General features: G+C 41.0%; 10 protein-coding genes and 1 pseudogene. 5 read left to right on the plus strand and 6 right to left on the minus strand.

What is annotated here, in order from left to right; genetic code table 11:
- Nucleotides 1-85: 85 nt before the first annotated feature.
- The gene (locus tag GQR87_RS12335) at nucleotides 86-1,360 is read right to left on the minus strand and encodes a sugar phosphate isomerase/epimerase (RefSeq protein ID WP_158969714.1); all 1,275 of its coding nucleotides are present in this window, start codon (nucleotides 1,358-1,360) and stop codon (nucleotides 86-88) included.
- 343 nt (nucleotides 1,361-1,703) lie between these two features.
- Complete coding sequence (locus GQR87_RS12340; RefSeq protein ID WP_158969716.1) at nucleotides 1,704-2,306, minus strand: acyloxyacyl hydrolase; 603 nt, start codon at nucleotides 2,304-2,306, stop codon at nucleotides 1,704-1,706.
- A 402-nt stretch (nucleotides 2,307-2,708) separates the two neighbouring features.
- Between GQR87_RS12340 and GQR87_RS22175 the strand changes: the two are divergent.
- Nucleotides 2,709-2,957, plus strand: a pseudogene (locus GQR87_RS22175) (group II intron reverse transcriptase/maturase); the annotation flags it as partial.
- Nucleotides 2,958-3,080: 123 nt separating this feature from the next.
- On the opposite strand, the gene GQR87_RS12345 reads toward GQR87_RS22175, so the two are convergent.
- Entirely contained in the window at nucleotides 3,081-3,509 is a 429-nt protein-coding gene (locus tag GQR87_RS12345) for a hypothetical protein (RefSeq protein WP_158969718.1), read from the minus strand.
- Between the two features lie 610 nt (nucleotides 3,510-4,119).
- Here GQR87_RS12345 and ltrA point away from each other — a divergent pair.
- Nucleotides 4,120-5,469 carry a group II intron reverse transcriptase/maturase gene (gene ltrA / locus GQR87_RS12350; protein ID WP_158969720.1) on the plus strand — a complete coding sequence of 450 codons (1,350 nt, stop codon included), beginning with the start codon at nucleotides 4,120-4,122 and terminating at the stop codon, nucleotides 5,467-5,469.
- A gap of 440 nt (nucleotides 5,470-5,909) precedes the next feature.
- On the opposite strand, the gene GQR87_RS12355 is transcribed toward ltrA, so the two are convergent.
- The 3 genes from GQR87_RS12355 to cysS form a co-directional block, all read right to left on the minus strand.
- A complete protein-coding gene (locus GQR87_RS12355; protein WP_158969722.1) occupies nucleotides 5,910-6,890 on the minus strand; it encodes a transposase in 981 nt (326 codons plus the stop codon).
- A gap of 59 nt (nucleotides 6,891-6,949) precedes the next feature.
- Nucleotides 6,950-7,453, minus strand: coding sequence for an HNH endonuclease (locus GQR87_RS12360; protein ID WP_158969724.1), 504 nt, complete (start codon nucleotides 7,451-7,453; stop codon nucleotides 6,950-6,952).
- 669 nt (nucleotides 7,454-8,122) lie between these two features.
- Entirely contained in the window at nucleotides 8,123-9,502 is a 1,380-nt protein-coding gene (gene cysS, locus GQR87_RS12365; RefSeq protein ID WP_158969726.1) for a cysteine--tRNA ligase, read from the minus strand.
- Nucleotides 9,503-9,675: 173 nt separating this feature from the next.
- On the opposite strand from cysS, the gene GQR87_RS12370 reads away from it, so the two are divergent.
- From GQR87_RS12370 to GQR87_RS12380, 3 genes are all read left to right on the plus strand, one after another.
- Nucleotides 9,676-10,170 carry a peptidylprolyl isomerase gene (locus GQR87_RS12370; RefSeq protein WP_158969728.1) on the plus strand — a complete coding sequence of 165 codons (495 nt, stop codon included), beginning with the start codon at nucleotides 9,676-9,678 and terminating at the stop codon, nucleotides 10,168-10,170.
- Between the two features lie 68 nt (nucleotides 10,171-10,238).
- Nucleotides 10,239-10,967, plus strand: a complete 729-nt coding sequence (gene lpxH / locus GQR87_RS12375; RefSeq protein ID WP_158969730.1) for a UDP-2,3-diacylglucosamine diphosphatase — start codon at nucleotides 10,239-10,241, stop codon at nucleotides 10,965-10,967.
- Nucleotides 10,968-11,241: 274 nt separating this feature from the next.
- Nucleotides 11,242-12,825 (plus strand): alkaline phosphatase, encoded by a 1,584-nt coding sequence (locus GQR87_RS12380; protein WP_158969732.1) that lies wholly within the window; start codon nucleotides 11,242-11,244, stop codon nucleotides 12,823-12,825.
- Nucleotide 12,826: the final 1 nt, after the last annotated feature.

Below are 12,826 nucleotides of genomic sequence, written 5' to 3' on the forward strand. Positions count from 1 at the left end.
GAATTTCGATACTGGCTATTAGCCAATAGCTAGACTAGTTATGAGCAACTCGGCTCTCCCCCCTTTTGATTACGTCCTTTTTTATCTACTCTAAAATCTTATAATATAGGTATTCCCAAGCTAACTGCACACTATACATAGGCGGATAGGAATAATCTTCTACCTCTGCCACCATGTATTTGGGCACTGCAAATTCAGGATGATTAAATAACGTCAGCCAATCAATTTTTCCACTTGCACCCAATTCTTTATAATCCTTGATGTGCCAACTTAAAAATCTGTCGGGGTGTTTTTTGAAATAATCTACAGGGTTGACACCGGCCACGTGCATCCAGTAAATATCCGCTTGATAGTAAACGTATTCGGGATGGGTATTTTGCAAAAAATAATCGTAAATACGCACGCCTTCAATCAATGCGAACTCATCAGCATGATTATGAAAAGCGAAGGTAATACCCTTATCACGGCATAGTTTACCTATAGCATTGTAATAATCACTATAACGTTTTAATTCTGCTTTGGTTGTTACCGACTTCAGTTGATTATTAGAAGTGGTTAAATATTTGACACCAGCAGCCACGTGGTCATCTATGGTGTTCGACCACCATTGCAAAGCGCTTTGCCACTCCTCTGCAGCAGGAAGATCGTGAAATGTCATTGAGCCTAAAAATTGCATACTATTGGCTTCAACCAAATGACGAAACTCTGTTGGTGACATGCCATAAAAAGTGCCCTTGTCATAAACAAAGGTTTCCACATAGCTATAGCCCATGCGGCCTAACTCACGCAAAGTAGCTGCGGGATCTTTAAGCATTTGTTGATGCACAGAAACCAATTGAATGCCGATGTTTTTATCCTGTGGATTAGCTTTGATATAACGGGTTTTCCAAAGACCTTTACCTGCATCATCAAACCCTTCAAGCAATACATTGGTAGGGCTTTGGAAATCAAATTCGACAGCTAAATAAAAATCACCCAACATATCCACATCTTGCATTGTCCATTTTGTATCCGACGAAAAACGCCCTTTCCCTTTAAAAATAATGCCTTGCTGGTTTTGTCCTAAAGCGATAATTTTGTCACTCTTAGAATCATAGCCAATCAACTCAGTTAACATGGGTATATATCGCCCATTTTGATATTGCAGCACTTCTACTTGCATGGACTGGTTATGCATAGTTGAAATATTGTTCATTTTGATAGCTGGAAACTCAGCAACACTATCGGTATCAGCATGCTCACTACTGACCCAATGGCCAGAATATTGATGCAAACGGTCAACTTGGGAACTAATGGAGTTGTTGGCTAATAAACTTTGGTTAAACAAAAAAATCAATACTATCGATACGATAATTCTCATGCAGCTAACCTCTAATTTTTATATGGAATAAATGGTTTTCGAAATCAAGGGTATAATCGAGTAAAACAACAAGCATAAAGCAATCAAAATATTTGTACTTTCTGGTTTTTGCTTTTCAAGTTTTGTTTTTCGGTTAAATCCACTTGGTGCAGTGCAGTATAGGTAACAACAGTAGCTAGGGAATAGAAGGTGCTATGGAGAGGCAATATGCCGGAGAATGAAGAATTGCATAGATAATCACATAGTGAAGTAGTAATTATCCCGCCTTGAGTTGGCTTTAGACTGCCTCAGCCCAGTTCAACTTAACCGGCTGAGGCCTTTTTATTAAACATGCTAAGTTAAATTAAAAACGATACATGTAAGCAATACTTAGAAAGTCCAAACCAGGATTTTTAGTATTTAAGCCACCATTCGAATAGTGAATATAGCGCAGCGCAATCTCAGAATTTTGCTCTTTGTCTAAACCTATAAGTAAACCCAAACGATCTTCAAATTGATAAAAACTACCTATATCAACTCCGCCAAACTTTTCTTCATGTACATAAGCAAGGCCAATCCCCAATTCAAGTGTCAGCGGATAATTATTATTTATATTAGGTAAAGGTTTAGAAAATACAGGAGAAAGAGAAACCCCATATGTTGCCTCATTTTTGGCACTACCATGGAGATCAAAAAGATTAAGACTAGCCTCCCAAGATAAACGAGTATCACCAATGAGGGGAATATCTAAATCATGATGAATGTCAGGTCTATAAGCGAGACGCATACCATGCATGTCACTTGAACCCGTCATATATTCAACTGACACTAATTGTTTGTTTTTATCAGGCAACTGATTAGCCACAGTTTGAAAACTCAACAACAAGAGTGTGAGCAAGACCGCTGGTTTAACGGCAATGACAGTATGTAATATAGATTTATCAAAAATGGCGTGATTATTTTGCATTGATAGTTTCCATTATGTAATGAGTGTTTTTAAACGACCACTCAGATTTATTGATGAACTTGTAAAAGCAAATAGCAGGCCAGAGCCAAGAAAACAAAAATATATAATAAAAACAACAACTTAAATGTTTGATGTTAAAATCCTAATATCATTAGTCAGTAAAAATTACCTATCCTTAGTAATATTTACTGGCCCAGTAAAAACTAGAAAAGCAGACAGGAACAACATAAGACTGTCTAAGTTGATTAAAGCAGTAGCTAGGAGATAGGGAATAGAAAAAGACAAAGATTCAAGCGGTTCACAGAAGAAAAGAAGCAAACAACTGATTTAATTAAATTTTATATCAACCGTTACAATGAATATATTGGTCAATTCCCCTTATAATTTCAAAGAAACTGACAACACTGCTTAAGGCGTAGAGTTAGAATGGCATATTAACGCCTGTGGTGGCGACCACGCACCAAAGTCAGAAGTTTAATGAGGTTAGGTGTGCATGTTCAAGCCGCAGTTACTTGTGGTATCACCAGTAAAGGGCCATGGCGCAGTGTTAAATATCCAGGGATCAATCAGGCTTTATCCCTTGATTACTTAAAATCCGAAGGGCTTTACTCATTGCGTGATGGTTGGATTGCGCTTCACTATCCTGAGTGAAACGCCCTCGGCTCTGGCATCCTGCTTCGCTCTACCTCCTACATCCTTGAGGTCGTGTGCGGAGCCGCATGCAGGGTGTTGTGGGGGCTGGAGGTTAGAGACCTCCGGCTACCCGATTAGGTTTTAATTGCTAAGCGCCTTAACTATTTCAGGTATAAAATGATGATATTCACTGTAGTCAATGAGAGAGAAATCCATTACTTTAACTTGCATTGTTGGCGCGTGGTGAGCCGAGGCATATGCACCATGTCCTATTTTCATTCGTGGTAAATAAAATAATACAAACGACTTATCATGAGTAGCCTCTTTGGATATTAGATGATTAGATATAGCACCTAATTGCTCCTCAGTTGGTAATTTATTATTTACTAAAGGCACTTCAATATCGTATGAAACTTTAAAAGTAGACATCTCTGATCTATTTAATACTTTATACGAAATTAAATTAATACTTTGCTCAGCTTTAGCTGCTTGCTCTGAAGACGCGTTATCTCCGCATGAAATTATCATGCTTGTCATAACGATTAAAAATAATTTAGTAAGTAATTGCATATAACCTCTTTTTAAAACCTAACGCCGCCAGCACGCGCGGCTTTGTAGTGGAGGCGCAGCCGTAACGGAAAAGCCGTCGCTGTGCCTGGCCTTGTGTACGCCCAGCATGGGCATGAACTAATGAGGTGAAAGTCCTCTGTAGGAAGGTCACCGTTTATATAACTTACCGTTATTAAACGTTAACTACTAGTGAATGGCAAGGGCAAATCCGCGAGGATTTGTCTGGAGGAAGCCGGACGCAAATTTGCGAGCTGATGAACAAGAACATCATATGAGGCGTAGGCTGAAGGTGAGTTGGCACAAGACGACGAAACCATGTGATCTAACGGCCACCGTAAATGATGCAGCAGTGCAAAGAAAGTTCATGCTCTTATCTGGGGAGATCTGCTTAACAAGCGATCGGTAACTAACCAGTTAGGCTCTGGTATATAAGTGCCTTGGCTTTTCAGCGTCATCAACTGAAAAGAACAAATAGATGACACCGATAGCGCATAGCGGCGTAAGCCGTTTTGTGATTAAGCAGAAGTCAGCAGACGGCATAGTAGCCAAATGCCCATCGTAATGGTTGGGACACGGTGAAGGCCTGAACATTTAGAACAAAGGAGGAGCCTTGTCAGACTTGAATACACGAATGCCGTCCGGTAGCGACGTGACTCAGCGTACCGATAAGCAGCCAGCCTTTAGCGCACATCTACTTGAACCTATTCTACAACCGTCCAATATATTGGCGGCATGGAAACAGGTTCGAGCCAACAAAGGGGCTGCTGGCATTGATGGGATGACCATTGATGACTTCCCCGCTTGGGCAAAGGATGGAAACTGGAAACGTATTATGTCTGAGCTTCGCTCAGGTCAATACCAACCAGCACCTGTTCGGCGAGTGGAAATTGATAAACCAGATGGCGGTAAACGTCAGTTGGGAATTCCGACCATCATCGACCGCGTGATCCAACAAGCCATTGCTCAAGTCCTTACGCCTATTTTCGACCCGACCTTCTCAGACAACAGTTTTGGGTTTAGGCCAAATCGAAATGGGCAACAAGCGGTGAAACAGGTACAAAGCATCATTAAAACGGGTCGCCGTTTTACAGTCGATGTTGATCTGTCGAAGTTCTTTGACCGCGTTAATCATGATTTACTCATGACGCACCTTGGCTATAAAGTGAAGGACAAGCGATTGCTTAAATTGATTAAACGTTACTTGCGAGCTGGGGTTCTCTGCAAAACAAAGGGGGATAACCAGTTCTATAGTGAGAGTCGAGAAGGTGTGCCACAAGGCGGGCCGTTATCGCCGCTATTGGCAAACATCATGCTCGACCCTTTGGACAAAGAGCTTGAGAAACGAGGCCACAAATTTGCTCGCTATGCGGATGATTTCACCATACTGGTGAACAGCCCTCGTGCGGGAAAACGCGTGCTGAGTAGCATCAGTCGATTCCTGAGTCATAGCTTAAAATTGGTGGTTAACACCACTAAAAGCCACGTCAGTAAAACCAGTGAAAGCAAATTCCTTGGATTTACATTCAAGGCAGGTCGCATTCAATGGCACCCAAAGACATTGCTGAAATTTAAGCAACAAGTCCGAAGGTTAACGAACCGTAACTGGGGCGTGTCCATGCGCTACCAACTCTTTAAAATCAGCCAATATTTACGCGGCTGGATAAACTACTTTGGTATCGCCAGTGGTTACCAGCGCTGTGTCGATCTGGATCATTGGATCAGGCGCAGAGTTCGAATGGCCTACTGGCGACAGTGGCGAAAGCCACGTACTAAAGTTAGAAGTTTAATGAGATTAGGTGTGCATGTTCAAGCCGCAGTTGCCTGTGGCATTACCAGCAAGGGGCCATGGCGTAGTGCTAAAACTCCGGGGGTCAATCAGGCTTTATCGCTTGATTACTTAAAATCCGAAGGGCTTTATTCGTTACGTGATGGATGGATTGCGCTTCACTATCCTAAGTGAAACGCCCTGTGCGGAGCCGCATGCAGGGTGTTGTGGGGGCTGGAGGTTAGATACCTCCGGCTACCCGATTAACAGGTTCTCGCACCAATCCTATTACACGCATCCATCACCCCTCTGTATATCAGATCGGGAAACCCAAAAGTAGCTTGTGCATTGATTAACTTAGACATTGATTAACTTAGACACTCATGCTAATAAAATACCTAACTTAGACATTGATTAACTTAGACACTCATGCTAATAAAATACCCAATTGCGGCTATATCAACAAGTTATAAATTTCAGGACTTTCTTATTTTTGAGGTCTAGTTTGATGAATTCGGCGCTGTGTGAATTGTTACTGCAGGTAATACATTTAAATTCTTACTTAACCCTGAACTTCAAACAGCAAAAAGCTCCAAAGGTTGTTGGATACTTTAATAAAATGATGTGTTAGATATTTAGGCGGATTGAAGTAAGGCTCTTGCCTTTGCCATCCCTCGTATTCGTTGATGGTCGGTGTGGTGTTTGAATTGCTGTAACATCTGTTCACTGCCAACTGCGGTATGAAAGTGCTGTTCAAACTCTGTGGTCAGGATTAACCACTGCTCTGAATTGATACCAATACGCTCTAGAATAGGGTTGAGATTGTTTTCTATGTAGCCTGCTTTGCCTTCTCGAATACACCTGCCTGTACAATCTACTAATTCACAGTAATCTATTACGCTGTAAGCAATACCTTTGGGCATGTTTTGCCTGTGGTTACCCACAAACTTCATAAGCTTTTTAGGTTGCTCCCCTTTGATAAGGGCGTTGATTCTATTTTGAATGCTGGTGTGTTTAGAGGTTTCTGGTGTGGTTTCCATCTTGGCTCTAATCGGGTTTAAATCTACATAAGCCATACAAGCGAGTACTGCACTTTCATCTAACAGTGCTTGGGATTTAAATCGCCCTTCCCAGAATCTGCCGGTACAGCCATCTTCTTTATTAGCCTCACGGGCTATGTATTCATTGAGATTACGCATTAGCCAACTGATATCGTATAAACGTTGTCTATATATTTCAGTGGTTTCTTTTAAGGTAAATAACTCACTTTTAGTGAGCTTATCCTCTCTAAGGTACTTTTGGCTTAATAGTGTGCCTTGGTATAACCGGTGCCAACGCTCTAACACCTCACCCATAGACCAATTGTCTGCTTGCTTTTTATCAACGCAAAGAACTATATGAGTGTGGTTACTCATCACTGCATAAGCACATATATCTATAGAAAACACAGACCCAAGAAACAACAAACGCTCTTCTACCCAGCCTCGCCTGTGCTCGTAATTTTGACCTGTCATCTTATCTTCACCACACAAAAATGAACGGCGAACACAGCGAGAAACGCAATGGTAATAAGGGGTATCAACAAGTGAAATTTGAGATTTACGAGACTGAGGCATAACAGACCATCCTTGGCTTCAATGAATACTTTAAAGCCTAGAACAAAACTAAAATATTGCTAATTTTTACGTTGGGTGTCCATAGAAGCATGTTGCTGTTTTTCATAAACAGGTAAGCCTCTGTCTTTTCGCCATTGTATATACTGAGCAACTGTTTTATCGTGTTTCTCTCTGTTACATTGTGAGCATGATAGTGTGATATTGGAAGGCCAGTTCGTGCCTCCACGTGCAATTGGTGTCATATGATCAACCTCACAACTGCCTTTAAGTTCTGCCCTGCAGTATCTGCATTTATTATCCAGTTCTTTTCTTATTTTATTCAGGTCAACTTCGGTATAGTTGCCTTTCGCTTGTTGATTTAATGCCTGTCTTTTAGCAACCCTCTGAGCGGCTTTTTCGGGACTGCTCGCATAATGCTTTGCTGTATGCTCACGCATACAGGCACGACATACATGCCGCCATGTTACATTTCCTGATTTTTGTTTTATTTGACCGAAGTTGTCACGTGTTAAAGGAAATGAGTTACCACACTTTTTACAAATCTGCTCATTTGTGAGAGTCATGAGTTTTATAGCCCTAACAGTTTCATCAGCCCGCTTATCCCATGTTTAAAAACGGGGACACACTGCGTATTTATTTTCTCTATTTTTAGCATACTTTCTAAGTAACTGTATAGTTTAAATTTTTTCACCGTCCAAAAACTAATTCTCAACTAAATATGGGTAAACACTTTGATCTTGCGAATATGCGGAACTAAAAATCAAAAGAATGGATTCCGGCCTATAATCGCGCCGGAATGACGGCCAAGCCGAAGTTTTTAAGTGGCGTAGCCATGCCTTGTGTGCGAAGCACATGCTCTTGATTTTGTCGCGACTCAAAGCTCGCTATTTTTTATTACAAACTCAATAGGACAATTGGCATGGATAGCCAATTGAGTGGTGTTTTGTCGGGAACAAATCAGCACGGCCTATTGAGTTTATAAAAAATAGGAACAGAGCTTTGCTGGAGCGCGGCGTTTTCTGGTTACTCTTTTTTGCTGTTGAAAAAGAGTAACTGGTGCGGCAGGGACGCCGTATCAAAAACGCAATGGATTGCGGTGAACGAAGTGAATGCTTTGGTGGCGAAGCCATACTCCCTGCGCGAAGCACATGCTTTATAAGCGAAGCGATGCGGTAATAAGCGAAGCGCATAAGTTTGCGCAGCACATACCAAGAGCATAGCTCAACTAAAAACTACCCTCTTCTCCATGTTGTTTTACCTGCATTATCTTCTAACACAATATTCAACGCATTAAGTGCATCACGAGCGGCATCGGCTGCTGCCCAATCTTTATTGGCGCGCGCATCATTACGAGCTTTAATTAAGGCTTCGATTTCAGCAACATCATCAGTTTCACCGCCAGATGTGCCTTGTAAAAAGTCGTCAGGGTTTTGTTGTAAAATACCTAATATATCCGCTAGGTTGACCATCACTCCGGCTAAGTCTGCGGCTTGTTGGCCATCGGCCTTGTTCACTTCTTTGGCCAAATCAAACAATACAGCAAAGGCTTCAGGAGTATTAAAGTCATCATCCATAGCTTGATTAAAACGCGCTTGATAACCACCTAAGCTCATATCTACATTTTTATTTGGCGTCACATCTCGTAAAGCCGTATATAAACGCTCTAAGGAAGTACGTGCTTGTTGAATATAACTATCTGAATAATTAAGTTGACTGCGGTACTGGGCTGACATTAAAAAGAAACGAACGGTTTCAGCGTCATATATTTCTAATACATCACGTAAGGTGAAAAAATTACCCAAAGACTTCGACATTTTCTCTTGGTTAACTTGTACCATACCTGTGTGCATCCAATAATTCACATAGGGTGTATCAAAAGCACAGCATGACTGAGCGACTTCGTTTTCATGGTGTGGAAAAATCAAATCAGAACCGCCACCATGAATATCAAAATGTTCACCTAGATGTTTATGGTTCATAGCAGAACATTCAATATGCCAACCTGGACGACCATTACCCCAAGGCGACGGCCAAAAAGGTTCACCCGGTTTCACTGACTTCCACAACACAAAATCCATGGGATCACGTTTATCGGTGACTATTTCAACTCGTGAACCGGCATTGAGTTGTTCAAGATCTTGACGGCTTAATTTTCCATAGTCTTCGAAACTGTTTACTTCAAATAACACATCGCCACTTTCGGCTTGATAGGCATATCCTTTATCCACTAAACGCTGAATAACATCGATAATTTCAGGGATATGGGTAGTCACTCTGGGTTCAATATCTGGTTCGATCAAACCAATAGCCGCAAAATCTTTATGCATTTCACTAATGGTTTGTTCTGTCACTTGGTCTGGGGTTAACCCACGCTCATTGGCTCTGGCAATAATTTTGTCGTCAACATCTGTGATGTTGCGTACATAATTTACCTCTAAGCCACGAGAACGCATATAACGTACCATCAAATCAAAACTTAAATAGGTTCTAGCATGACCAACATGACACAAATCATAAACCGTAATACCACACACATATAAGCCCACCTTACCGGCTTGTAACGGTTTAAACTGCTCTTTCTGGCGAGTTAAGGTGTTGTATATATGCAGCATTTATTTTAAATCCTATTAATTAAAGTAAGTCGTTTGGTGTCATAAAAAACGGGATTCTACCATCGAGAACAATAAGCTGCATTAGTGAATTCCAGTAAAAGCTTTAAAAATAGCAGAGGTTTACGCTAGAATGCCCGCTTTATGAAGCATATTGTAAACCGAGGACATGCTAAATGGTTAAGATCCATACAAACTATGGTGTTATCACACTAACACTTTTTGCCGATAAAGCGCCTACCACAGTCGCCAATTTCCTAGAGTATGTAAAAGAAGGTTTTTACGACAATACCATTTTTCATCGAGTCATCGATGGATTCATGATCCAAGGTGGTGGATTTGAACCTGGTATGGAACAAAAAGAAACTAAAGCAATGATCCAAAATGAGGCTAATAATGGTCTAGCCAATAATATTGGCACAGTTGCTATGGCTCGCACCAATGAACCTCATTCAGCTACAGCGCAGTTTTTCATCAACGTAGGTGATAATAGCTTCTTAAACTTCCGCAGTGAGAGCACTGATGGTTGGGGTTATTGTGTATTTGCTGAAGTGTCTGATGGCATGGAAGTAGTGAATAAAATAAAAGCCGTCCAAACAGGTAATTCTGGTTATCACCAGGACGTACCTGCAGAAGATGTAGTAATCCAAAAAGCTGAAATAATTGACTAGTTTCACTTGTTGCGCTTACTGATTACAGTAAGCGCTTTTTGTTTTAGTTTTCTTATAAATCTGATCCCATGACTCCATTTACTTATTTCATTTCTGACTTACATTTATCTGCCGAAAGAGACGACATTAATCAATGTTTGTTTACCTTTATGCGTGAGCAAGCGCCGCAAGCAGAAGCTTTATATGTATTAGGTGATTTATTTGAAATGTGGATAGGTGATGATGATTTAAATGAATTTACCTTATCTATTGCCAACGCATTTAACAGGCTTAAAAATCAAGGTGTTCCGATATATTTTATTCATGGTAATCGAGACTTTTTAGTGCGAGATAAATTTGCCAAATTAGCCGGCATGACACTATTGCCAGAACAAGTCGTAGTGGATTTATATGGGGAACCTACCTTACTGATGCATGGCGATGAACTCTGCACCAAAGATGTGGCATATCAAAAATTTCGTAAAAAAGCCCGCGGCTGGTGGTGGCCTAAATTAATGCTAAGCCTGCCATTAAACACCAGACGAAAATTAGCTAAAAAAGGGCGAGAAACCAGTCAAAAAAATCACAAAAATCTTACCTCAGAAATCATGGATGTTACCCCTGAAGATGTTGTATTGAGCATGCAACAACATCAAGTCAAAAGATTGATCCACGGCCACACGCACAGACCTGCGATTCATGATTTAGTTATAGACGGCCAAACCGCGCAGCGGATAGTACTGGGCGACTGGTATGATCAAGGCAGTATTTTAAAGGTGTCTAGTGCTGGTGTGAATTTAACTACATTAGCGTTTTAAACCCAGTATCTATTACTCGAAATACCTTCTACATACTGTAGTAATTTCCTCAATAAAACTGCCCGTATCGCTACGAAACAGCCAGACCTAGCAACGTTATAATATAACATAATATTTCACAAAAATTACATAATACTGACTTTATAATGTCATTAATTTGTCGTTAGTTATTCATAATTCGACCTTATTCTATTCGCCGTCATATACCTAAACCTAGTTTAAAGCTGAGCTTAGTTATGCACGTCAAACACTACTTTAATAGGATAACTACAAGATGAGAAAGACCTGGACTGCTACGTCATGTGCAATCGCATTGGCGGTATCTTCTGGCTTGAACGCTCAAGTCGTACCTGAACATCAATCCACGAATGACTGGTACACCGATGCTCAAGCAAACATTGCTGCTAAATTAGCAGTTAATAACAACTTTAAAGCTAAAAACGTCATTTTATTTGTAGGCGACGGTATGGGTGTGTCAACATTAACAGCTGCTCGTATATTGAATGGACAAATGCAAGGTAACCCAGGTGAAGAAGGATACCTGAGTTTCGAAAGCTTCCCTCATACAGCTTTGGTCAAAACCTATAATGTGGATGCACAAACACCAGATTCTGCCGGTACTATGACGGCGATGATGAGTGGCATTAAAACAGATGTAGGTGTCATAGGTGTTAACGAAAATATTGAGCGCGGTGATTGCTCAACAGTAGAAGGTAATGAAGTAGTTACCGCTTTAGAATTAGCAGAAATAAAAGGTCTTTCTACAGGTATCATATCTACAGCTCGCATTACTCATGCCACTCCTGCTGCCACTTATGCAAAATCGGCTGACCGTAACTGGGAAGATGTATCAGATATGCCTGAAGCAGCTGTTACAGCTGGCTGTGTTGATATTGCTTCACAACTAGTCAATTTTGAATCTATAGTCGAGTCTCGTTATTCTGGTGTAGATGTTGATGGTATCGATGTGTTGATGGGCGGTGGCCGCCGTCACTTCTTACCGAAAGATGCAGCGTTCAATAGCGCAGATGCGGTAAGTGACATCGAAGGAGATCGCACAGATGCAAGAGACTTAACCGCAGAGTGGCAAAGCCAATATCCAACAGGATCTTATGTTGTGGATCAAACTGGATTTGATAGTTTTGATCCTGAAACAGGTAACAAATTATTCGCACTATTCAATGAATCTCATATGCAATATGAAGCAGATCGTGCCAACGATATCGCAGGTGAACCTTCACTAAGTGAAATGACCGCCAAAGCCATTCAAAAACTAGATAACAACGAAAAAGGTTTCTTTCTTATGGTTGAATCGGGTCGTATTGATCACGCTCACCATGCAGGCAGTGCTTACGGCGCGTTAACCGAAACCATCGAGTTTGCTAAAGCGGTTGAAATGGCAAATTCACTGACTAACGATGAAGAAACATTAATCATAGTCACAGCTGACCACGGTCACGTATTTACCATAGCTGGCTATCCTAAACGTGGTAACCCAATTCTAGGTAAAGTGGTTAATGTAGGGGCAACCGAGCCTGCTACCGCTTCTGATGGCATGCCTTATACCACATTAGGTTATACCAATGGCCTAGGTTTTAGAGACTTAGGAACAGAAACTGACGCAGATGCCACATATGGATATGACATTACAGCAGGTCGTCAAGATTTAACTAACGTGGACACCACAACAGCTGGATTTCACCAAGAAACCCTTATTCCATTAAGCTCTGAAACTCACTCAGGTGAAGATATTAGCCTACATGCTCAAGGTCCAGGAGCACAATTAGCTCAAGGGGTGATCGAACAAAGTGTCGTGTTCCACCTTATCAATCAATCATTAGATCTAATTAAACAATAGT

This window comes from Paraglaciecola sp. L3A3 (genome assembly GCF_009796765.1).
Lineage (GTDB): Bacteria > Pseudomonadota > Gammaproteobacteria > Enterobacterales > Alteromonadaceae > Paraglaciecola.